General features: G+C 60.5%; 23 protein-coding genes. 9 read left to right on the top strand and 14 right to left on the bottom strand.

The window, feature by feature from the left end; genetic code table 11:
* Positions 1-17: 17 nt before the first annotated feature.
* Positions 18-551, bottom strand: a complete 534-nt coding sequence (locus tag L8H52_RS20435; protein ID WP_034151608.1) for a ferritin-like domain-containing protein — start codon at positions 549-551, stop codon at positions 18-20.
* A 90-nt stretch (positions 552-641) separates the two neighbouring features.
* Positions 642-1,571: a LysR substrate-binding domain-containing protein gene (locus L8H52_RS20430; protein WP_242208476.1), complete on the bottom strand. Its 930-nt coding sequence runs from the start codon at positions 1,569-1,571 to the stop codon at positions 642-644.
* Between the two features lie 108 nt (positions 1,572-1,679).
* Here L8H52_RS20430 and L8H52_RS20425 point away from each other — a divergent pair, with 108 nt between their 5' ends.
* From L8H52_RS20425 to L8H52_RS20415, 3 genes are all read left to right on the top strand, one after another.
* Positions 1,680-2,318, top strand: coding sequence for an NAD(P)H-dependent oxidoreductase (locus L8H52_RS20425; RefSeq protein ID WP_242208475.1), 639 nt, complete (start codon positions 1,680-1,682; stop codon positions 2,316-2,318).
* Positions 2,319-2,624: a multidrug efflux SMR transporter gene (locus tag L8H52_RS20420; RefSeq protein ID WP_016985399.1), complete on the top strand. Its 306-nt coding sequence runs from the start codon at positions 2,319-2,321 to the stop codon at positions 2,622-2,624.
* Positions 2,625-2,715: 91 nt separating this feature from the next.
* Positions 2,716-3,594, top strand: a complete 879-nt coding sequence (locus L8H52_RS20415) for a triacylglycerol lipase (RefSeq protein ID WP_242208474.1) — start codon at positions 2,716-2,718, stop codon at positions 3,592-3,594.
* A gap of 97 nt (positions 3,595-3,691) precedes the next feature.
* Here L8H52_RS20415 and L8H52_RS20410 read toward each other — a convergent pair whose 3' ends face one another.
* Positions 3,692-4,579 carry a DMT family transporter gene (locus tag L8H52_RS20410; protein ID WP_242208473.1) on the bottom strand — a complete coding sequence of 296 codons (888 nt, stop codon included), beginning with the start codon at positions 4,577-4,579 and terminating at the stop codon, positions 3,692-3,694.
* Positions 4,580-4,675: 96 nt separating this feature from the next.
* On the opposite strand from L8H52_RS20410, the gene L8H52_RS20405 reads away from it, so the two are divergent.
* The 3 genes from L8H52_RS20405 (at position 4,676) to L8H52_RS20395 (ending at position 7,133) form a co-directional block, all read left to right on the top strand.
* Positions 4,676-5,470 carry a helix-turn-helix transcriptional regulator gene (locus L8H52_RS20405; RefSeq protein ID WP_242208472.1) on the top strand — a complete coding sequence of 265 codons (795 nt, stop codon included), beginning with the start codon at positions 4,676-4,678 and terminating at the stop codon, positions 5,468-5,470.
* Positions 5,471-5,533: 63 nt separating this feature from the next.
* Positions 5,534-5,839, top strand: coding sequence for a PsiF family protein (locus L8H52_RS20400; RefSeq protein ID WP_242208471.1), 306 nt, complete (start codon positions 5,534-5,536; stop codon positions 5,837-5,839).
* A 280-nt stretch (positions 5,840-6,119) separates the two neighbouring features.
* Complete coding sequence (locus L8H52_RS20395; protein WP_242208470.1) at positions 6,120-7,133, top strand: hypothetical protein; 1,014 nt, start codon at positions 6,120-6,122, stop codon at positions 7,131-7,133.
* A 135-nt stretch (positions 7,134-7,268) separates the two neighbouring features.
* On the opposite strand, the gene L8H52_RS20390 is transcribed toward L8H52_RS20395, so the two are convergent.
* A complete protein-coding gene (locus L8H52_RS20390) occupies positions 7,269-8,543 on the bottom strand; it encodes an Hsp70 family protein (protein ID WP_242208469.1) in 1,275 nt (424 codons plus the stop codon).
* 292 nt (positions 8,544-8,835) lie between these two features.
* Between L8H52_RS20390 and L8H52_RS20385 the strand changes: the two genes are divergently transcribed.
* From L8H52_RS20385 to L8H52_RS20375, 3 genes are all read left to right on the top strand, one after another.
* Complete coding sequence (locus L8H52_RS20385; protein WP_095126127.1) at positions 8,836-9,786, top strand: DnaJ C-terminal domain-containing protein; 951 nt, start codon at positions 8,836-8,838, stop codon at positions 9,784-9,786.
* 23 nt (positions 9,787-9,809) lie between these two features.
* A complete protein-coding gene (locus L8H52_RS20380) occupies positions 9,810-10,115 on the top strand; it encodes a chaperone modulator CbpM (protein WP_016984795.1) in 306 nt (101 codons plus the stop codon).
* 205 nt (positions 10,116-10,320) lie between these two features.
* A complete protein-coding gene (locus L8H52_RS20375) occupies positions 10,321-11,727 on the top strand; it encodes an SET domain-containing protein (RefSeq protein ID WP_242208468.1) in 1,407 nt (468 codons plus the stop codon).
* Between the two features lie 60 nt (positions 11,728-11,787).
* Here L8H52_RS20375 and ureC read toward each other — a convergent pair whose 3' ends face one another.
* From ureC to urtB, 10 genes are all read right to left on the bottom strand, one after another.
* Entirely contained in the window at positions 11,788-13,488 is a 1,701-nt protein-coding gene (ureC, locus tag L8H52_RS20370; RefSeq protein WP_242208467.1) for an urease subunit alpha, read from the bottom strand.
* 156 nt (positions 13,489-13,644) lie between these two features.
* Positions 13,645-13,950: an urease subunit beta gene (locus L8H52_RS20365; protein WP_016984791.1), complete on the bottom strand. Its 306-nt coding sequence runs from the start codon at positions 13,948-13,950 to the stop codon at positions 13,645-13,647.
* Positions 13,950-14,483: a GNAT family N-acetyltransferase gene (locus tag L8H52_RS20360; RefSeq protein ID WP_242208466.1), complete on the bottom strand. Its 534-nt coding sequence runs from the start codon at positions 14,481-14,483 to the stop codon at positions 13,950-13,952. Before L8H52_RS20360 ends, L8H52_RS20365 begins: the two co-directional genes overlap by 1 nt.
* A gap of 5 nt (positions 14,484-14,488) precedes the next feature.
* Entirely contained in the window at positions 14,489-15,022 is a 534-nt protein-coding gene (locus L8H52_RS20355; RefSeq protein ID WP_242208465.1) for a GNAT family N-acetyltransferase, read from the bottom strand.
* A gap of 9 nt (positions 15,023-15,031) precedes the next feature.
* Positions 15,032-15,334 carry an urease subunit gamma gene (gene ureA, locus L8H52_RS20350; RefSeq protein ID WP_016984788.1) on the bottom strand — a complete coding sequence of 101 codons (303 nt, stop codon included), beginning with the start codon at positions 15,332-15,334 and terminating at the stop codon, positions 15,032-15,034.
* 228 nt (positions 15,335-15,562) lie between these two features.
* Complete coding sequence (locus tag L8H52_RS20345) at positions 15,563-16,402, bottom strand: urease accessory protein UreD (RefSeq protein WP_242208464.1); 840 nt, start codon at positions 16,400-16,402, stop codon at positions 15,563-15,565.
* A 43-nt stretch (positions 16,403-16,445) separates the two neighbouring features.
* On the bottom strand, positions 16,446-17,144 hold the full coding sequence (gene urtE / locus L8H52_RS20340) for an urea ABC transporter ATP-binding subunit UrtE (protein WP_242208463.1): 699 nt from the start codon (positions 17,142-17,144) through the stop codon (positions 16,446-16,448).
* Between the two features lie 140 nt (positions 17,145-17,284).
* Complete coding sequence (gene urtD / locus L8H52_RS20335) at positions 17,285-18,154, bottom strand: urea ABC transporter ATP-binding protein UrtD (RefSeq protein WP_242208462.1); 870 nt, start codon at positions 18,152-18,154, stop codon at positions 17,285-17,287.
* Entirely contained in the window at positions 18,151-19,230 is a 1,080-nt protein-coding gene (gene urtC / locus L8H52_RS20330; protein WP_242208461.1) for an urea ABC transporter permease subunit UrtC, read from the bottom strand. The genes urtD and urtC overlap by 4 nt, the downstream gene beginning before the upstream one ends.
* The gene (urtB, locus tag L8H52_RS20325; RefSeq protein WP_242208460.1) at positions 19,230-20,732 is read right to left on the bottom strand and encodes an urea ABC transporter permease subunit UrtB; all 1,503 of its coding nucleotides are present in this window, start codon (positions 20,730-20,732) and stop codon (positions 19,230-19,232) included. The genes urtC and urtB overlap by 1 nt, the downstream gene beginning before the upstream one ends.
* Between the last annotated feature and the right edge of the window lie 168 nt (positions 20,733-20,900).

Here is a 20,900-nt window from a genome sequence, read left to right as displayed (position 1 = left end):
AATGCGGTTTAGAAGAGTTAGAGGTCGTTCAGGATGTCAGCCATGTCATCGGCATGTTCTTCTTCCTGCGCCAGAATATCTTCGAAGATACGCCGCGTAGTCGGGTCTTTCTCACCGATGTACTGAATGATTTCCCGGTAGCTGTCGATAGCGATGCGCTCGGCGACCAAATCCTCGTAAACCATTTCTTTGAGGGTGTTGCCGGCCACGTATTGCGCGTGGGACATTTTCGACAGCAGGTCGGGGTTGAACTCAGGCTCGCCGCCCAATTGCACAATGCGCTCGGCGAGGCGGTCGGCGTGCTGGGCTTCCTGGGTGGCGTGTTCGAGGAACTCTTCGGCGGCCACATGGGCTTTCACGCCATTGGCCATGAAGTAGTGGCGCTTGTAGCGCAGCACGCAGACCAGTTCGGTGGCCAGCGATTCATTGAGCAAGCGCAGCACCTCTTCACGGTCGGCGCTGTAGCCCTCGGTGACGGCGCCGTTTTCGACGTGTTGGCGCGCACGGTCGCGCAGTGTTTGGACATCTGACAGATGCAGGTCGTCGCTCATTTCGATCTCCTGGAGGCTAATCCGATGGGCGCCACGTTCTGCGGACGCGGTCGCTTCCTAAGCTGTGAGTCATGAGCGTTGCAAAAAGTTTTATGCGATTTGCGGCGACCTTGGGGCCAGGCCCGAGAGCTGCGCTTCCTCCCGCAACCAGGCGAAAAACGCCCGCACCGGTGGATGCCGCTCGCGACCCGGCACACACAACGCGCTGTAGCCGGCGCCATCGACTTGAATCTCACCCTTGTATGGCACCAGCAAACCACTGGCGACGCTTTCCGAGACCAGAATGTTGCTCGCCAGCACCAATCCTTGTCCGGCGATTGCTGCTTGCAGGGCGTAGTGTTCTTCATCGTATTCGCGGTTGGCTGGCTGCTGGTTCAACCACTGTTCACCGGCCTTGGCGCACCATGCTTCCCAGCCATGGGCATACAGTTTCGAGTTGTGCCAACGCACGCTGATCAACGTCGGTGTGCGCCGTGCGGCCAGCGCCACTTGCTCGGGCGAGCCGTAAACACCGAATGATTCATCGAACAGGCACAGGCCATAAAGGTTCGGGTAGTCGTCGAGGCTGTAGCGCAACACCAGATCGACACTGGCGTCCTGGTGCAGATCGATGACTTCGCAATGGGTATCGAGACGCACGGTGATGTTCGGATGCTGCGCATAAAACCGCCCGAGGCGCGGCACCAGCCACAGCGCGGCGAATGCGGCAGTGGTCGATAGCGTCAGCGTGCTCGCGTTGCGCTGCGGGCGCAGGGTGTCGACGCTTTGCGCCACTTCCAGCAGCGCGCCATGCAGACTGCGAAACAGGCGTTCGCCGCCCTCGGTCAGGCGCACCTGACGTGGCAGGCGTTCGAACAGCGCAACGCCGAGCCAGTCTTCCAGCGAGCGAATCTGGTGCGAAATCGCGGTGGGCGTGACTGACAGCTCTTCGGCGGCAGCCTTGAAACTGAGCAGCCGAGAGGCCGATTCAAAAGCGCGCAGAGCGGTCAGCGGCAGCGAGGCGAACATTGAAAGCTCCATGGGTGAAATGAATTCATCCCGACTGATTTTTGCTCATTTGAGGCTTAGGCGTGGCGCCTGCAATCTGCAGCGACACAGCAATCAAAGTCTAGCCTCAAGGAGTTTCAGATGAGCAAAATTCTTGCGATTCATGCCAGCCCTCGTGGTGACCGCTCTCACTCGCGGCGCCTGGCGGAACATTTTCTCAGTGCCTGGCAGGTGCGTCATCCACACGCGCAGGTGACTCGCCGCGAGGTCGGGCGGGCGCTGATTCCGGCGGTAAACGAAGCCTTTGTCGCCGCCGCGTTTTATCCACAGCCTGAGGCGCGTCCGTTATCGATGCAGGCGGATCTGGCATTGAGCGATCAATGGGTCGGCGAGTTGTTCGACCACGACTTGCTGCTGATTTCCACGCCGATGTACAACTTCAGCGTACCCAGCGGCCTCAAGGCCTGGGTCGACCAGATCGTGCGCCTGGGCCTGACCTTCGATCACACGCTGGACAACGGTGTCGCCCAGTACACGCCGCTGTTGCAGGGCAAGAAGGCGCTGATTGTCACCAGTCGCGGCGGGTTTGGCTTCGGTCCGGGAGGTGAACTGGAAGCCTTGAACCACGCCGATCCATGGCTGCGCACGGCGCTGGGTTTCATCGGCATCAACGACGTCACTGTGGTCGCGGCCGAGGGCGAAGAGTCCGCCGAGCGCACCTTCGCGGTGTCGGTGGCCGAGGCCGAGCAGCGCCTGCTCGACCTCGCCCGGGTGTTCTAGGTGGCCTGGCTGTTCTTGCTGATCGCCGCCGGGTTTGAAGTGACCTTTGCCATGGGCATGAAGTACGCCGAGGGCTTCACCCGGCTCTGGCCGTCGTTGATCACGGTGATTGCGGCGGTTGGCGGCATCTACTTTCTCACGCTGGCGATGCGCGAGTTGCCAGTGAGCATTGCCTACCCGATCTGGACGGCGATTGGCTCATTGGGCACGGTGTTTCTCGGTTTTGCCTTGCTGGGCGAGAGCCTGACGCTGGTCAAACTGCTTTCGGTAGGGCTGATTGTGGCAGGGGTGGTGGGCCTGAAGTAGGCTGGTCGCTGAGTTGTCATCATCAGGGAGGATGCTTGGCGGGCGTTTTGCACGCCTTGCATCCACTCACCGACCACAAGGATGTTTGCCCATGTCGACGCGTTATCCACTGGTGCTGGTGCCCGGCATGCTCGGGTTTATCCGGCTGGTCCTCTATCCGTATTGGTACGGCATCATCAAGGCATTGCGCCGGGGTGGTGCGACGGTGATTGCGGTGCAGGTGTCGCCGCTCAATTCGACTGAGGTACGCGGCGAGCAGTTGCTGGCGCGGATCGATGAGATTCTGCGTGAGACCGGGGCGCAAAAGGTCAACCTGTTCGGCCACAGTCAGGGTTCGCTGACGGCACGCTATGCGGCGGCGAGACGGCCGGATCTGGTGGCGTCGGTCACATCGGTGGCCGGACCGAATCATGGCTCGGAACTGGCTGATTACCTGGCGAAACATTACCCGGCGGACAGTGCCAAAGGTCGGATCCTTGCGGCGTTGTTGCGTTTTGTCGGTTGGCTGATGGCGTTACTGGAGACCGGTTATCACGGGCCGAAACTGCCGGTGGATATCCACGCCTCGCACCAATCGCTGACGACTGAAGGCGTCGCACTGTTCAACCAGCGTTATCCACAGGGCTTGCCCGAGACGTGGGGCGGGCACGGGCCGGAGGAAGTTAACGGCGTGCGTTATTACTCGTGGTCGGGGACGTTGCAGCCGGGCAAGACCGATCGTGGCGGTAATCTGTTTGACGGGACCAATCGCAGTTGTCGCTTGTTTGCGAAAACCTTTGTGCGGGAACCGGGGCAGTGCGACGGGATGGTCGGGCGGTACAGCTCGCATCTTGGCACGGTGATTGGCGATGACTTTCCGCTGGATCACTTCGACATCGTTAACCAGTCGCTGGGGCTGGTCGGCAAAGGTGCGGATCCGGTGCGATTGTTTGTCGAGCATGCGGCGCGGCTTGAGGCTGCCGGTCTTTAGCTTGTAAGACCGAGTTATCGTTCATCGCGAGCAGGCTCACTCCTACAGGTGAACGCATTCCAAATGTAGGAGTGAGCCTGTTCGCGATGGGGCCAGATCAGGCAATACTGATCCGGCGGCCCAACACGGTTGTCCAGCGCTCAGACAAAATCACCCCACCCAACGTCAACAACCCGCCCACCAGGTGATACATCGCCAACTGTTCCTTCAACACCACTGCCGCAATCAGCGCGGTAATCAACGGCAGCAAATTAAAGAACAACGTCGTCCGGCTCGGTCCCAACCGCTGCACAGCCTGCATCCACGCCAGCGGTGCGAGCATCGACGCCAGCAGGCAGGCATACAGCACCAGCGGAGTGTTCTGCAGGGTCAAACCGGTTTTCGGCGAAGCCGCATACAACGGAAACAACACGACAATCGCCACCAGCACTTGCAAATACAGCAACACCAACGGCGGCAGACGCAGCTGCCATTTTTTCAGCAAGGTGCTGTAGATCGCATAGGCGAGGGTGGCGATCAACATCATCGCATCCCCCATGTTCACGCCGTGCTGCAACAACGCACCGAGGCTGCCGGACGACACCACCACCAGTACGCCAGCGAATGACAACACCGCACCGACCAGCGCGCCGGCGGTCAGGCGCTGTCCAAGGCTGATAATCGCCATGGCCAGCGACATCAAAGGCATCAGCGACAGGATGATGCCCATATTGGTCGCGGTGGTCAGCGTCGCGGCGAAGTAGGCGAGGCTTTGATACACCGCCATGCCGAGTACGCCGAGGATGAAAATCTTGCCCAGGTTCGGACGGATCTGCGGCCAGTGCGCGATCACCGCTTTGAGCATGAACGGGGTGAACAGCAAACCGGCGAGCAGCCAGCGATAGAAACCGATCTCGGCGGGGAAAATTGCCCCGACCGCGAGTTTGTTGATCACGGTATTGCCGGCCCAGATAAAAATCGCCAGCAGCGGAAACGCGTATTGCATGAGCTGAAACCAGTACGTTGATGAAGGGCAATTATCCCTTGTCTGGATGCAGGCCTATACTTCGAACCGGACAACCTGCCTCTGAAACCGGACAGCATGAACAGTAAACACATCGATCTGCTGGATTTCAGCGAACTGCCGTCGGCGGTGTACTTCCGCTACGCCGATTTCAACGCCCACGAATTTGCCGCGCCGCACCGCCATCCATGGGGCACCCTGGAGTACGCGGCTCACGGCGTGCTGCACATGGACGTCGACGGCAGCCGCTTCATGTCGCCGCCGCAGTACGCGGTGTGGGTGCCGCCGCAGGTCGAGCACAGCTTTTACAGCCATCAGCCGGTCAACTATCGCGCGGTGTGCCTTGATCCCAAGGTCTGCACCGAGTTGCCCAAACGTGCCTGCACGTTGGCGATCAGCGACATCCTCAAGGCGATTCTCAAAGACTTCGCCGCCCGCGACGTGAAGATTCCCGAGCTCGATGCTGATCAGCGTCTGGCGCAGGTGTTGGTCGATCAACTGCAACAGGCACCGGTGCACGAATGTTATCTGCCCTACGCGAGCAGCACCGGTTTGCTGGCGATCCTGGAAACCTTGCAGGCCAATCCGGGCAACAATCAGCCGTTGGCGCATTGGGCGCTGCAGGTGCATGTCAGTGAGCGCACGCTGGCGCGGCAATTTGTTCGTGAGCTGGGGATGAGTTTCGGCGAGTGGCGTCAGCGTCTGCGCTATCTTGCCGCGATCGAGGCGCTGGAGACTTCACGCAGTGTGCAGGAAATTGCCTTCGACCTCGGTTACAGCAGCGGCTCGGCATTTATCGCCATGTTCGCGCGGCAGGCCGGCTGTACGCCGGAGCAGTATCGCCGTAGCCATCTGGAAGGCAGGAAGGTGTAACAAGATTTGGCTACACTCCAGCAGAGGCCGCCCCCGTCGGTGCGGCGACAAGGAGAAAACTCCATGAAGATGTTGCGTGTGCCTTTGTTGATGATTGGTTTGCTCCTGTGTTCCCAGGGTTTCGCCGCCACGGCGCAACAGAACAAGATGACCACCTGCAATGCTGATGCGACCGCCAAGAGTCTGAAAGGCGATGAGCGCAAAACCTTCATGAGCACCTGCCTCAAGACAGCGCCAGCAGCCAACGATGCCAAGACCCTGACCCCGCAGCAGGAAAAAATGAAAACCTGCAACGCCGACGCGAAAACCAAAGCCCTGACCGGCGATGCGCGCAAGACGTTCATGAGTGATTGCCTGAAGAAAAAATAACCCGGTTCGGTGGGGGGCCGCCCTCACCCTGACCCTCTCCCGGAGGGAGGGGGGACTGACCGCGTTGTTTTCAGATATCCATCGACCTGAACTATCCGGCCGATTCTGGATTCAATACAGCACTGGCAGGTCGCCGGATTTCTTCGCCATTCCTCGATCGGTTCCCTCTCCCCCTGGGAGAGGGCTAGGGTGAGGGGGCTGAAGCACCGCATATTTCTAGTGCTCACCCCGGAACGCTGGCAGACTGCCAATCCTTTTACGCCGTTCGTTTTGAGGCTGTATGCCAACGTTTTCTGAGCGTCATGTAGTGTTCTGGGTCAGTTGCATCATCATTTTCGGCGGTTTGCTGCTGGTGCTGCCGCTGCGCTTGTTGCCCAGTCTGTTGGCCGGGTTGTTGGTCTATGAGCTGGTCAACATGCTCACCCCGCAACTGCAACGGCTGATCGAAGGCCGCCGCGCGCGTTGGCTGGCGGTGGCTTTGCTCGGCACGCTGGTGGTGAGTGTGCTGGCGCTGATCTTCGCCGGCGCGATCAGTTTTCTCCTGCACGAAGCAGAAAACCCCGGCGCTTCCCTCGATAAATTCATGGGTGTGGTCGACCGCGCGCGTGGGCAATTGCCGCCGTTCATCGACGCCTACCTGCCGGCCAGTGCTGCGGAATTTCGCGTGGCGATCGGCGAGTGGATGAGCAAGCACTTGTCCGACCTGCAACTGGTCGGCAAGGACGCGGCGCACATGTTCGTGACGCTGCTGATCGGCATGGTGCTCGGCGCGATCATCGCCCTGCAGCGCGTGCCCGACGTGACCAAGCGCAAACCGCTGGCGGCGGCGCTGTTCGACCGTCTGCACCTGCTGGTTCAAGCGTTTCGCAATATCGTTTTCGCGCAGATCAAGATTGCTTTGCTCAACACATTCTTCACCGGGATCTTCCTCGCGGTGATCCTGCCGATGTTCGGCGTGAAGCTGCCGTTGACCAAAACCCTGATCGTGCTGACCTTCCTGCTCGGTCTGCTGCCGGTGATCGGCAACCTGATTTCCAACACGCTGATCACCATCGTCGGCCTGTCACTGTCGATCTGGGTGGCGGTGGCGGCGCTGGGTTATCTGATTGTTATCCACAAGCTCGAATACTTTCTCAACGCGCGGATTGTCGGCGGGCAGATCAGTGCCAAGTCGTGGGAGTTGCTGCTGGCGATGCTGGTGTTCGAGGCCGCGTTCGGCCTGCCGGGGGTGGTGGCGGGGCCGATTTATTACGCGTATCTGAAGAGTGAGTTGAAGCTGGGCGGGATGGTTTGATCCAAGCCTTGTAGCGACTGAACGGACCCCTTCGCGAGCAGGCTCGCTCCCACACTTTGACCGCATTCCTTCAGTTGAAATGCAATCCACTGTGGGAGCGAGCCTGCTCGCGAAAGGCGCGACGCCGATTTCAGGTCAGGCCATGGCGCCATAGCGTTTCATGGCTTCAATCGCCAATCCGCTACCAATGCTGCCAAAGATATTCCCTTCAACATGCCGCGCATTCGGCAGCATCGCCGAGACGCTGTTGCGCAGCGCTGGAATCCCGCTCGAACCACCGGTGAAGAACACGGTATCGACCTGATCCACCGCCACACCGGCATCGTTCAACAGCTGCGTAACGCTGCCGCGTACCCGCTCCAGCAGCGCATCAATTGCCGATTCAAACAGCGCTCGCGTCAGTTCCACACTCAACCCGGCCTCGATCCGGTCCAGCGGCACATGGCGGCTATCGGTGTGGGTCAGTTGAATCTTGGTTTCTTCGACTTCCATCGCCAGCCAGTGGCCGGCGCGCTGTTCGATCAACTTGAACAGACGATCGATGCCGCCGGTGTCTTCGATGTCGTAGCGCATGCTGCCCAGCGCCAGGCTGGATTTCTGTGAGTACACCGAGTTGATGGTGTGCCAGGTCGCCAGGTTCATGTGGTGGCTGGTCGGCATGTAGGCGCCGCTCTTCATGCGGCTGCCGTAGCCGAACAGCGGCATCAGGCCTTGCAGGCTCAGTTGCTTGTCGAAGTCGGTCCCGCCGATGTGCACGCCGCCGGTGGCAAGGATGTCATCGTGACGGTTATCGAAACCGCGACGCTCCGGCGACAGGCGCACCAGCGAGAAGTCGGAGGTACCACCGCCGATGTCGACGATCAGCACCAGCTCTTCTTTCTCGATGGTCGACTCGTAGTCGAAGGCGGCCGCAATCGGTTCGTACTGGAACGACACCTCTTTGAAGCCGATCTTCTTCGCCACATCGACCAGGGTGTCTTCGGCTTCCTGGTCAGCCAGCGGATCGTCATCGACGAAGAACACCGGACGGCCGAGTACCACTTGCTCGAATTCCCGACCAGCGGCGGTTTCCGCGCGGCTCTTCAGCTGGCCGATGAACAGGCCGAGCAAGTCCTTGAACGGCATCGCCGTGCCGAGCACGCTGGTGTCATGCTTGATCAGCTTGGAACCGAGCAGGCTCTTCAGCGAGCGCATCAGTCGGCCTTCGTAGCCTTCCAGATACTCGTGCAGCGCCAGACGACCGTAAACCGGGCGGCGCTCCTCGATGTTGAAGAAGACCACCGACGGCAGCGTGATCTTGTCGTCTTCCAGCGCGATCATCGTTTCCATGCCGGGGCGCAGCCAGCCGACGGTGGAGTTGGACGTGCCGAAGTCGATGCCGCAGGCACGGGCTGGAGAGGCGTCTTTCATGTCTTTCGGTTCCGGTCAAAAAAACGGCCGCGCAGTGTATGTCAGTGCGCGCCAGATTCGAAGGCCGGTCATCTGCTATTTCACGACTAAACTGCCTTGAAACCTCAAGCTTTGCCCCAAACTTGCTGGCATGGGCCGGCAGAACCACCGGCGGTCACAAGAACCGCCGTCCACTGCCGATAAACTTCTGCTGCGCCACCCGGTCACAACCTTGAGATCGGTCAACCCGGCACGCGCGAATCGGCGCATGCTGGCATCGGCGCGAAATCGATAACGGACGGTGATTCCTTCGATGGACTTCAAAGACTATTACAAGATACTCGGCGTGGAGCCGACGGCAGACGACAAGGCAATCAAGGCTGCCTATCGCAAGCTGGCGCGTAAATACCACCCTGATGTCAGCAAGGAAAAGGACGCCGAGGCCAAGTTCAAAGACGCCTCGGAAGCCTATGAAGCGCTGAAAAGCGCTGACAAACGTGCCGAATACGACGAGCTGCGCCGTTATGGCCAGCACGGTCAGCCGTTCCAGGGACCACCGGGCTGGCAGAGCCGTGGTGGCTTTGGCGGCGGCGGTGGCGACACCGGCGACTTCTCGGACTTCTTCAGTTCGATCTTCGGCAATCGCGGCCCCGGTTTCGGTGGCGGCGAAGGCCGGCAACAACGCAGTGCTGGGCGCCGAGGGCAAGACGTGGAAATGGAACTGCCGATCTTCCTCGAGGAGACGCTGTCGAACGAGTCGAAGAAAGTCACCTTCCAGGTGCCGCAATACAACGCCAACGGCCAGCACGTCAGCAATACCAGCAAGAGCCTGAACGTGAAGATCCCGGCGGGCGTGACCGACGGCGAGCGCATCCGCCTCAAAGGCCAGGGCGCACCGGGCGTCGGTGGCGGGGCCAACGGCGACCTGTACCTGACCATTCGTTTTGCGCCGCACCCGAAATTCGATGTAGAAGGCGAAAACCTCATCATCACCTTGCCGCTGGCGCCGTGGGAACTGGCGCTGGGTGCCGAGGTGGCGGTGCCGACGCTGACCGGCAAGATCAACTTGAAGGTGCCGGCCGGCAGTCAGAACGGTCAGCGCATGCGCGCCAAAGGTCATGGCTTGAAAAACAAGGCCGGCGAGCGCGGTTATCTGTTTGTGCAACTCAAAGCGGTGATGCCGAAAGCGGCCGACGACGAGGTCAAGGCGCTGTGGCAGGAACTGGCGAAGAAAGCCGCCTTCAATCCGCGAGAGAACTTCTAAATTCGACGACGGAGTAGCCCATCATGAGCAGCCCCCTGATCGTTCAACTGGACCTGGCAGAATTCTGTGAGGCGGCCGATCTGTCGGACGTCTACGTGATCGAAATCGTCGAGCACGGCATCCTCGAACCTCAGGGCGCGCAGCCCCGGGAATGGCGTTTCACCGATTACGAATTGGCTTTGGCCAAACGCGCCGCCAAGCTGCGGCGCGATCTGGAGCTTGAGTGGGAAGGCGTCGCCCTGGCGCTGGACCTGCTGGAAGAGGTGCGTGAATTGCGCGCTGAAAACCGCATGTTGCGCCAGCGTCTGGGGCGCCTGGTGGTCGAGTAGTTTTCCGCCGGTTTTGCCTGGCCCGATCGACCTTGCTCATGAAGCGAAGCCGCTTGCGCAAGGTTAATGTTTTTGCAGGTGTTTCCCCGGTTTTAACCGGCGAATCTCTCTGATAGTTTCGAGCAAGGATCGGCAATGGACGCCGGTCGCCGCAGCGCCAGCCATGCCGGCGGACGCCGCGTAACGCTCACAAGGAAACGTAAAAATGCCAGTCAAACCCAAACCGCCAACACCGGTAACGGGCCGCGTCGATGTGCCCGCGAGCCCGCGTACATCCGCTGATGCGGATTCTTCAGGAACCGGGACAGCGCATCTCGCCCCAGACCCCTTTCTGCGCAAAACGCCCGGTACTACGCCTGAAACGGCGGGTGGCACGCCTGAGACTTCAGTGGCTGCGGCGACGACGAGAGTGCATGTGCACGAGTCGACGTCGGTTTCCACCGGTGTCAGTACTACCGAAGCCCCTGGGCTGCAGCAATACCTGATCCCCGCATCAAGCGCGTTACCCGCCGCCGATGCCGAGGGCTTTCGCACTTTCAAGGGCCGGCAATACGCCGATATTCAGGATGGCGGCACGGTATTGCTTGCCGTCGATCCGCAAACCGGTCTGCACAGGGCCCGTCTGGCGAGCGAACTGCAACCGTCAGGGCCGGCGCTTGCATTTGATCCTGCGAGCAATCACTGGTTTCCATTGCAGGATTTCTCCGCTTCCACGCCGCAGGCTGTGATGCCGCGCAAGAGTCGTCGTTCTCCGCGCAGAAGTGACGATGAGTTCGAGTTGGCGCTGGAGGAGTTGCCGCGCAATGACGACGGTGCGTCGGAGCAGTTTTATCTGGCCTCCGAGTCCATGCCGATCAAGCCGTACACGGCGCAAGAGCTGAATCTGATGCGCAGTGAAACGCGCTATTCGTTTCTCGGTAATCAGCTGGGCACCTACAACCGCGCCAACAATGGCAAGTACCCGCTCCGCGACACCGCCGGCCGGCCGATCCGCATTCGAAAGTTGCAGACCAAGGTACGTTTTGAAAACGGTGACCTGTTTACCTCCGAGCAGATCAAGCCCTACATCAAATACGAAGGTTATGAAGATGTCGCGATGCTCTATGAAGAGAAACTGCAATGGCGACTGTTCACCGAAGCCGATGTAAAAGTCCCCGGTGAAAAAGCGTTGATCGGGCAGTCCATGGTGGTGGCCAACCGGCGCTTGGCCAAAGGCGAGGTGATCGGTGTCTACGGGGGCGCCATTACCCCGGCACGCTTCGTACAGCCATATGAACAGACGTTCAGCATGCTGGCCGGGGTGCGCTTGCAGTATGGTCCGGGGCAAATGCTGCCCGACCCTTTGGCGATATTGGGTGACAACATCATTTCCAGAATCAATTCCAACTTTGAGTACGACGCTGCAGGCAAGCCCGTTCGCCAGGCACGCGGTGGCTATAACGTTGAAACGGTGCCTTTCGACATCGAGGCGCAACAGTGGGTCGGCAAGCAATTGGTGACCAAGGACTTCATCCTTAACGCCGTGTTCGCTTCGCAAGACATCCCGGCAGGCACTGAGCTGCGTCTGGATTACAACTACACCGAACAACAGATGTCGTGGGCATTTCCCTGATTGATCTGGCATCGCTGCTGAATACGGATTTCAACGTCCGTATTCAGACGACGACGCTTGTCAGAACAGGAAATAGCGCTGCGCCATCGGCAACGTTTCCGCCGGTTCACACCACAGCAACACACCGTCCGCTTTGACCTGATAGGTTTGCGGATCGACATCGATGTCCGGCAAGTAATCGTTGTGGATCAGGTCGGTTTTCTGTACGTCACGGCAACCCTTCACCACGGCGATTTTCTTCTTCAGTCCTAGCGCTTCAGGTAATCCGGCTTCCTGCGCCGCCTGGCTGATAAAGGTCAGGCTGGTCGCATGCAACGAGCCGCCGTAACTGGCGAACATCGGGCGGTAGTGCACCGGTTGCGGTGTCGGAATCGAGGCGTTGGCGTCGCCCATCAGGCTCGCGGCAATCGCGCCGCCCTTGAGGATCAGCGTCGGTTTCACGCCGAAAAACGCCGGGCGCCACAGCACCAGATCCGCCCACTTGCCGACTTCGATCGAGCCGACTTCATGGCTGATGCCATGGGTGATTGCCGGGTTGATCGTGTATTTGGCGATGTAGCGTTTGGCGCGGAAGTTGTCGTTGCCTGCGCCATCCTGCGGCAGCGGGCCGCGCTGCTTTTTCATCTTGTCGGCGGTCTGCCAGGTGCGCGTGATGACTTCGCCGACGCGGCCCATGGCCTGGCTGTCGGAGCTGATCATCGAGAACGCGCCGAGGTCATGAAGGATGTCTTCGGCGGCAATCGTTTCGCGGCGGATGCGGCTTTCGGCGAACGCAACGTCTTCGGCGATACTCGGGTCGAGGTGATGGCAGACCATCAGCATGTCGAGGTGTTCGTCGATGGTGTTGCGGGTGAACGGCCGGGTCGGATTGGTCGAACTCGGCAGCACGTTAGGAAAGCCGCAGGCCTTGATGATGTCCGGCGCATGACCGCCACCGGCACCTTCGGTGTGATAGGTGTGGATAGTGCGGCCCTTGAACGCGCCGAGGGTGGTTTCGACGAAACCGGACTCGTTGAGGGTGTCAGTGTGGATTGCCACCTGCACGTCGAACTGATCGGCAACGCTCAGGCAGTTGTCGATGCTCGCCGGCGTGGTGCCCCAGTCTTCGTGCAGCTTGAGGCCGATGGCGCCAGCCTTGACCTGCTCGATCAGCGGCTCCGGCAGGCTGGCGTTGCCTTTGCCAGTGAGGCCGATGTTCATCGGGAACGCATCGGCGGCCTGAAGCATGCGTGCCAGGTGCCAAGGACCAGAGGTGCAGGTGGTGGCGTTGGTGCCGGTGGCCGGGCCGGTGCCGCCGCCGATCATGGTGGTGACACCGCTCATCAACGCTTCTTCGATCTGCTGCGGGCAGATGAAGTGGATGTGCGTATCGATGCCGCCGGCGGTGAGGATCATGCCTTCACCGGCGATCACTTCGGTACTCGCGCCGATGGCGATGTCGACGTTGGGTTGCACGTCGGGGTTGCCGGCCTTGCCGATCGCGGCGATGCGGCCGTCCTTGAGACCGACGTCGGCTTTGACGATGCCCCAGTGGTCGATGATCAGCGCGTTAGTGATCAGGGTGTCGACCACTTCGGCGGCCAGTAACTGACTTTGGCCCTGACCATCGCGGATGACTTTGCCGCCACCAAACTTCACTTCTTCGCCGTAGGTGGTGAAGTCTTTTTCGACTTCGATCCACAGCTCGGTGTCGGCCAGGCGCACCTTGTCGCCGACGGTGGGGCCGAACATGTCGGCGTAGGCTTGTCTGGAAATCTTCATGCTGCGTCCTTCAGGAAAATAGTGGTGAGCCATCGACCCTCACCCTAGCCCTCTCCCAGAGGGAGAGGGGACTGTACGCGGTGGGCCGGTTATCGGTGATCGGCTCCCTCTCCCTCGGGAGAGGGCTGGGGTGAGGGGCAGCGGTGCACGCAGAGGTCAGAGATCACCCATGATTCGCCCGGCAAATCCGAACACCCGCCGATGCCCGGCGTAATCCACCAGCTCGACTTCGCGACTCTGCCCCGGCTCAAAACGCACCGCCGTCCCCGCCGGAATGTTGAGGCGCATGCCACGGCTCGCGGCGCGATCAAAGGTCAGCGCATCGTTGGTTTCAAAAAAGTGATAGTGCGAGCCGACCTGAATCGGCCGGTCGCCACTGTTGGCGACTTTCAGGCTGACGGTGCGGCGGCCGACGTTGAGTTCGATGTCGCCGGGCTGGATCTGGTACTCGCCAGGAATCATCACTGGGCTCCTTGCAGAATCTTGTAGTAGAGGGCGGTCGCCCGGTATGTCCCGTGCGGGTCGCAGGCGTAATCAGGAATCTGACCCGCGCGGGTGTAGCCCAGCGCCTTGTAGAAATCCTCGGCGGGCGAGCCGGCCTCGGTGTCGAGGTAAAGCATGCCGCGTTTGTGCTTGGGCGCTTCGAGTTCCAGCGCACTCATCAATTGCTGACCGAGACCGCGACGCCGTGCGTGTTCGCGCACCAGCAGCTTCTGCACTTCGGCGCGATTGAGGCCGTTGGCTTTCTGGCACAACCCGAGCTGCACACTGGCCAGCACTTGTTCGTCCTTGACCACCACCCAGAGCAGCACGCTGCCCTTGTTGACGTTGTCCTGCACCTCATCGAAATATGCGCGCGCCTGCGCGGCATCGAGATCGGCCATGAAGCCAACGCTGGCGCCGTAACCCACGGCATCGAGCAGCAGGTCGATCAGGCCCTGACGGTAATGCGCAAAACTTTCCGCGTTGACGCGGCGCAGCTGGGCGGCGTTCATCGGTGTCACTCCTTGTTGGCGTCAGGCGGCTCCGCGCCAGGGTTGAGGGTCAGTTGCATGAAGGTCAGGTCGAGCCAGCGGCCGAATTTGGTGCCGACTTGCGGCATTTGCCCGGTGATGCTGAAACCGGCGCGTTCGTGCAGGCGAATCGAGGCAGCGTTGCCGCTTTCAATGGCCGCGACCATCACGTGTTTGCCGCAGGTTCTGGCCCGCTCGATCAGCGCTGTCATCAGTCGCGGGCCGAGGCCGTTGCCGCGCTGGTCGCTGCGCACATAAACCGAGTGCTCGACGGTGTGGCGAAAGCCGTCGAACGGTCGCCAGTCACCGAAGGAAGCGTAGCCGAGCACGCTGTTGTCGGCGTCGACGATCACCAGAATCGGATAAGCCTGGGCCTGACGCGCGCTGAACCACGCCTGACGGTTGCCGAGGTCGACGGCTTGTTCATTCCAGATCGCCGTGGTGTTGAGTACGGCGTCGTTGTAGATGTCACGGATCGCCGGCAGGTCGGCGTGAACGGCATCGCGAATGGAGTAAGTCATGGCGCGGCCTCAAACGATCGGTTGGTGGACGGTGACCAGTTTGGTGCCGTCGGGGAACGTCGCTTCAACCTGAATCTCCGGAATCATTTCCGCAATGCCTTCCATCACTTGTTCGCGGCTGAGCAGGGTGGTGCCGAAGTGCATCAGCTCGGCGACGGTCTGGCCGTCACGCGCGCCTTCGAGCAGTGCGGCGGAGATGTAGGCCATGGCTTCCGGGTAATTGAGTTTCACGCCGCGCGCCAAACGCCGCTCGGCGACGAGGCCGGCGGTGAAGATCAGCAGCTTGTCTTTTTCGCGTGGGGTCAGGTCCATTGTGGGGTTCCATCAGGGCAGTTTTGTGAGGTTCTTGCGGGCGCGGGGTGTCAGTTGGAGCCACCCCTCACCCTAGCCCTCTCCCGAGGGAGAGGGGACTGAACCCGGTTGTTTTCAATGGCCGGTTCAGTCAGCAGTGTTTTTTCAGGCAGTTGAATCATTTCAGGCGACTCGGTCAGGCTCCCTCTCCCTCTCCCTCCGGGAGAGGGCGGGGGGTGAGGGGCTTTTTCAGGTACTCCATATTCTGGGAGAAATCGCGTCACGCCCGAGCAGGGCCGGTCTGAGCAAGCGCCATAAATCGATAAGCCAGGCGCGGGCGAGCAATGCTTCGCTGGCCAGACACCGAGCCACCAACAACCCCGGCAACTGGGTCAAATCCCCGCGCACCTCATGGCCCAGCGAGCGGCAACGCTCCAGCAACTCAGCATTAATTTCACCCGTGACCAACAACGTTGCAAACACCGGATGACCATCCAGCCCGATCGGCGAATCAAGCAAACCGTCATCGCCGACAATGCGCTGGCGCTCATGCCAGAGCAATTGCCCGTCGCGGCGAATATCCAGGTGCGCCTGAAAATGCCCGCGATCAAAACGCTCGCCACTGGCCGGACGCCCCAACGCCACCACGTCCCAGTAAAACAACCGCGCGTCACCTTCAAGATCAATCGAAGTGCTCAGCTCAGCCTGAGCAGCGCTGTAGACGATAGTCTCCTGCGGCAGCCATTCCAGCGTCGCCCCGGCTGCCACTTTCAAGTCAAGTTTCTGATAAGCCGGCCCACCAGCGCGATACCATTTGGCCGCGCCGGGGCTGGTGATCTGCGCCCAGGCGTCGTGCTCGACGCGGGCGCTGATATCGAGGCGATCACCGCCGGCAATCCCGCCCGGCGGATGGACGATGATGTGCTGGCAGACCTCGGGGCCTTCGGCGTAAAGGTGTTTTTGCACCCGTAGCGGGCCGAGGTGCCGGCGCATGACCGGACGCGTGCAGTCGCCGAAACGGGCGTAAGCCAGTTCCAGCTCGGCGTGCCAGCTCGGGGTAAACAGGGCAGGTGAAACAGTCGAATTCATGGTTTGTAATTATCGTTAGGAAGCTACAGATTAGTTCGTTGTACTAGATCGTTACCAGCCCGCGTACACCTTCGGCCTCCATATTTTCACCGCGACCCTGCTGCACGATCTCGCCCCGGGACATCACCAGGTATTGATCAGCCAGTTCTGCGGCGAAATCGTAGAATTGCTCGACCAGCAAAATCGCCATGTCACCGCGTTCCGCGAGTTTCTTGATCACTGCGCCGATCTCTTTGATCACCGAAGGTTGAATGCCTTCGGTCGGCTCATCGAGGATCAGTAAGCGCGGACGACTGGCCAGTGCGCGGCCAATTGCCAATTGCTGTTGCTGACCGCCGGAGAGGTCACCGCCGCGCCGCTGCTTCATTTGTAGCAGTACCGGGAACAGTTCGTAGATGAAACTTGGCACTTCTTTCGCTTCACTGCCGGGAAAACGCGACAGGCCCATCAACAGATTCTCTTCCACGGTCAGGCGTCCGAAGATCTCGCGGCCCTGTGGTACGTAGGCGATTCCTGCGTGAACGCGCTGGTGCGGTTTGAACGTGGTGATCGCTTTGCCTTCCCAGTTCACCGCGCCTTCCTTGGCGGGCAGCAGGCCCATCAGGCATTTGAGCAGGGTGGTCTTGCCGACGCCGTTACGGCCGAGCAGGCAGGTGACTTCGCCGACCTTAACGTCGAAAGACAGGCCACGGAGGATGTGGCTACCGCCGTAGTACTGATGCAGCTTGTCGACTTGCAGCATGTTCAAATTCCTTCTGTTACACACAGAACCCTGTGGGAGCGAGCCTGCTCGCGAATGCGGACTGACATTCAACATCTTCATCGCCTGATGCATCGCTTTCGCGAGCAGGCTCGCTCCCACAGGTTTTGTATTCGCATACCTTAGCGGCCGAGATAGACCTCGATCACGCGCTCGTTTTCCTGCACCTGCTCAAGCGAGCCTTCCGCCAAAACGCTGCCTTGATGCAACACGGTGACATGGTCGGCAATCGAGCCGACAAAGCCCATGTCATGCTCCACGACCATCAACGAATGCTTGCCCGCCAGGCTCTTGAACAACTCAGCGGTGAACTCGGTTTCCGCATCGGTCATCCCCGCCACCGGCTCATCGAGCAGCAGCAGTTGCGGGTCCTGCATCAGCAACATGCCGATCTCGAGAAACTGCTTCTGCCCGTGGGACAATAACCCGGCCGGGCGATTGACCGAGGTGGTCAGGCGAATCGTCTCCAGCACTTCGCTGATCCGGTCCTTCTGCTCGCCACTTAACCGCGCACGCAAACTGGCCCACACCGACTTGTCGGTCTTCTGCGCCAATTCAAGGTTTTCAAACACGCTCAAAGCCTCGAACACAGTCGGCTTTTGAAACTTGCGACCGATGCCGGCCTGAGCAATTTGCACTTCGCTCATCTGCGTCAGGTCCAGTGTTTCACCGAACCACGCCTTGCCGTGACTCGGTCGGGTCTTGCCAGTGATCACGTCCATCAGCGTGGTTTTGCCCGCGCCGTTGGGGCCGATGATGCAGCGCAGTTCGCCGACGCCGATGTATAGATTCAGATTATTCAGCGCACGAAAGCCGTCGAAGCTGACGCTGATGTCTTCCAGTGTGAGGATCGTGCCGTGACGGGTGTCGAGACCCGGACCGACGCGCTGACCGAGGCCGATCGAGTCGCGGCTGGTGCCGGCGTCCTTGTTCGGTTCGACGGGAAAGAAGGCCGGTTCCAACATGAATTCAGCGCTTGCCGTGATTCTCATTGTTCACCTCGTTTCTTCAGCAGACCGATCACGCCTTTGGGCAGGTACAGCGTCACGACGATGAACAGTGCGCCGAGGAAGAACAGCCAATACTCCGGGAACGCCACGGTGAACCAGCTCTTCATGCCGTTGACCACACCGGCGCCAAGCAACGGCCCGATCAGCGTGCCACGGCCGCCAAGGGCAACCCACACCGCAGCCTCGATCGAGTTGGTCGGCGACATTTCGCTCGGGTTGATGATGCCCACTTGCGGCACGTACAACGCACCGGCCAGACCACACAGCACCGCGCTCAACACCCACACGAACAACTTGAAACCACGCGGGTCGTAGCCGCAGAACATCAAGCGGTTTTCCGCATCACGCAACGCCGTCAGCACGCGGCCGAACTTGCTCTGCGCCAGGCGCCAGCCGATGAACAGGCTCGCCACCAGCAACAACACCGTGGCCAGAAACAATACCGCGCGGGTGCCCGGTTCAGTGATGCCGAAACCGAGAATCGTGCGGAAATTGGTGAAGCCATTGTTACCGCCGAACCCGGTTTCGTTGCGGAAAAACAACAGCATGCCGGCGAAGGTCAGGGCCTGGGTCATGATCGAGAAATACACGCCTTTGATCCGCGAGCGGAAGGCGAAGAAACCGAACACCAGCGCCAGCAAACCCGGCGCCAGCACCACCAGACACATGGCCCAGACGAAGCTGCTGGTGCCGGTCCAGTACCACGGCAATTCGCTCCACGACAGAAAGGTCATGAACGCCGGCAGACCATCGCCGGCGGCCTGACGCATCAGGTACATGCCCATCGCATAACCGCCGAGGGCGAAGAACAGACCGTGACCCAGCGACAGCAACCCGGCGTAACCCCAAACCAGATCCAGTGCCAACGCGACGATGGCATAACAGAGAATTTTGCCGACCAGCGTCAGCGTGTACGCCGAGACCGACAGAGCACTTTCCGCTGGCAGCAATGACAGCAACGGCAGGGCGATCAGGAGGGCGAGGATCACCGCGCCGACCAAAATCGTGACTTTCGGCCCGGCCTTTTGTGTGGCCGTGACTAACAGAGGCTGGTTCATCAGTCGATCACCCGTCCTTTCAGTGCGAAGAGGCCTTGCGGACGTTTCTGGATAAACAGAATGATCAGCGCGAGGATCAGGATCTTGCCGAGCACCGCACCGATCTGCGGTTCGAGAATCTTGTTGGCGATACCGAGGCCGAAGGCCGCCAGCACGCTACCGGCCAATTGGCCGACGCCGCCGAGCACCACCACCAGGAACGAGTCGATGATGTAGCTCTGGCCGAGGTCCGGGCCGACGTTGCCGATCTGGCTCAGCGCTACACCGCCAAGGCCGGCGATGCCTGAACCGAGGCCAAAGGCGAGCATGTCGACGCGCCCGGTCGGCACGCCGCAGCAGGCCGCCATGTTGCGGTTCTGGGTGACGGCGCGGACGTTGAGACCGAGGCGGGTTTTGTTCAGCAGCAGCCACGTCAGCACCACCACGAACAGCGCGAAAGCGATGATGACGATGCGGTTGTACGGCAACACCAGATTCGGCAGCACTTGAATGCCACCGGACAGCCACGCCGGGTTGGCGACTTCAACGTTCTGCGCGCCGAACAGCAGGCGCACCAGTTGAATCAGCATCAGGCTGATGCCCCAGGTGGCGAGCAGGGTTTCCAGTGGTCGGCCATAGAGATGACGAATCACCGTGCGCTCCAGCGCCATGCCGATCGCCGCCGTGACGAAGAACGCCACCGGCAGCGCGATCAGCGGGTAGAACTCGATGGCTTGCGGTGCGTAGCGCTGGAACATCAGCTGCACCACGTACGTCGAGTAGGCGCCGAGCATCAGCATTTCGCCGTGGGCCATGTTGATCACGCCGAGCAGGCCGAAGGTGATCGCCAGACCGAGTGCGGCGAGCAGCAGGATCGAACCCAGCGACATACCGCTGAAGGCCTGGCCGAGGATTTCGCCGATCAGCAGTTTGCGTTTGACTTGAGCGAGGCTGGTTTCGGCGGCGGTGCGCACATTGGTATCGGCTTCAACGCCGGGTTCGAGCAAACCTTCGAGGCGCGTATGGGCCAGTGGATCGCCGGTTTCGCCGAGCAGTCTCACTGCTGCAAGGCGTACCGCCGGGTCAGTGTCGACCAGTTGCAGATTGGCCAGAGCGAGACTCAGGGCGGCGTGGACGCTTGGGTCTTTTTCACCCGCCAGTTGCTGGTCGAGGAATTTCAGCTGCGCGGGTTTCGCGCTTTTCTGCAATTGCTGCGCGGCATTCAGACGGATTTTGGCGTCGGCAGCGAGCAATTGATGGCTGGCCATGGCGGTGTCGATCAGACCCCGCAGGCGGTTATTCAGGCGCAGGGTTTTGGCTTGGCCGTCGATGGTCAATTCGCCTTGTTGCAGGGCGTTGATCAATTCGATACGGGCCGGATCGGGCTGCGCGGCCCAGGTTTCCAGGAGTTTGGCTTGTTGCACGGGATTGGCCGCGACGAAGTCTTCGGCATCGCCGGCGTGGGCCAGCATCGGCAGCAAGAGTGCGATGGCGAGAAGCAAGCGGTGTATGGCAGTGGGCATTAGTGGTGTTTCCTTTCTTGCGGTGGCCGATGGAGCGGTGTCCGGCTGTGAATCCGCCCCTCACCCTAACCCTCTCCCAAAGGGAGAGGGGACTGACCGAGTTGTCAGGGCATCCAACCTCGACCTGACATTCCTGCGTCGAACTCAGGTTCTGAAAGCCGTAGAGAT

The sequence above is a fragment of the Pseudomonas sp. CROZ-RG-20F-R04-15 genome (assembly GCF_022662375.1).
Classification (GTDB): Bacteria; Pseudomonadota; Gammaproteobacteria; order Pseudomonadales; family Pseudomonadaceae; genus Aquipseudomonas.
The sequence above is the reverse complement of the archived record's forward strand: the minus strand, read 5'-3'. Positions and strand labels throughout refer to the sequence as shown.

Coding starts and splice junctions, on each gene's coding strand:
- L8H52_RS20385 (WP_095126127.1), top strand. CDS start 8,836: ATGGACTTCAAAGACTATTACAAGATACTCGGCGTGGAGCCGACGGCA.
- L8H52_RS20405 (WP_242208472.1), top strand. CDS start 4,676: ATGAACAGTAAACACATCGATCTGCTGGATTTCAGCGAACTGCCGTCG.
- urtC (WP_242208461.1), bottom strand. CDS start 19,230: ATGAACCAGCCTCTGTTAGTCACGGCCACACAAAAGGCCGGGCCGAAA.
- L8H52_RS20360 (WP_242208466.1), bottom strand. CDS start 14,483: ATGAACGCCGCCCAGCTGCGCCGCGTCAACGCGGAAAGTTTTGCGCAT.
- L8H52_RS20435 (WP_034151608.1), bottom strand. CDS start 551: ATGAGCGACGACCTGCATCTGTCAGATGTCCAAACACTGCGCGACCGT.
- urtB (WP_242208460.1), bottom strand. CDS start 20,732: ATGCCCACTGCCATACACCGCTTGCTTCTCGCCATCGCACTCTTGCTG.
- L8H52_RS20375 (WP_242208468.1), top strand. CDS start 10,321: ATGCCAGTCAAACCCAAACCGCCAACACCGGTAACGGGCCGCGTCGAT.
- L8H52_RS20365 (WP_016984791.1), bottom strand. CDS start 13,950: ATGATTCCTGGCGAGTACCAGATCCAGCCCGGCGACATCGAACTCAAC.
- L8H52_RS20395 (WP_242208470.1), top strand. CDS start 6,120: ATGCCAACGTTTTCTGAGCGTCATGTAGTGTTCTGGGTCAGTTGCATC.
- L8H52_RS20355 (WP_242208465.1), bottom strand. CDS start 15,022: ATGACTTACTCCATTCGCGATGCCGTTCACGCCGACCTGCCGGCGATC.
- L8H52_RS20400 (WP_242208471.1), top strand. CDS start 5,534: ATGAAGATGTTGCGTGTGCCTTTGTTGATGATTGGTTTGCTCCTGTGT.
- L8H52_RS20390 (WP_242208469.1), bottom strand. CDS start 8,543: ATGAAAGACGCCTCTCCAGCCCGTGCCTGCGGCATCGACTTCGGCACG.
- L8H52_RS20425 (WP_242208475.1), top strand. CDS start 1,680: ATGAGCAAAATTCTTGCGATTCATGCCAGCCCTCGTGGTGACCGCTCT.
- L8H52_RS20380 (WP_016984795.1), top strand. CDS start 9,810: ATGAGCAGCCCCCTGATCGTTCAACTGGACCTGGCAGAATTCTGTGAG.
- L8H52_RS20415 (WP_242208474.1), top strand. CDS start 2,716: ATGTCGACGCGTTATCCACTGGTGCTGGTGCCCGGCATGCTCGGGTTT.
- L8H52_RS20430 (WP_242208476.1), bottom strand. CDS start 1,571: ATGGAGCTTTCAATGTTCGCCTCGCTGCCGCTGACCGCTCTGCGCGCT.
- ureC (WP_242208467.1), bottom strand. CDS start 13,488: ATGAAGATTTCCAGACAAGCCTACGCCGACATGTTCGGCCCCACCGTC.
- urtD (WP_242208462.1), bottom strand. CDS start 18,154: ATGAGAATCACGGCAAGCGCTGAATTCATGTTGGAACCGGCCTTCTTT.
- L8H52_RS20345 (WP_242208464.1), bottom strand. CDS start 16,402: ATGAATTCGACTGTTTCACCTGCCCTGTTTACCCCGAGCTGGCACGCC.
- L8H52_RS20410 (WP_242208473.1), bottom strand. CDS start 4,579: ATGCAATACGCGTTTCCGCTGCTGGCGATTTTTATCTGGGCCGGCAAT.
- ureA (WP_016984788.1), bottom strand. CDS start 15,334: ATGGACCTGACCCCACGCGAAAAAGACAAGCTGCTGATCTTCACCGCC.
- urtE (WP_242208463.1), bottom strand. CDS start 17,144: ATGCTGCAAGTCGACAAGCTGCATCAGTACTACGGCGGTAGCCACATC.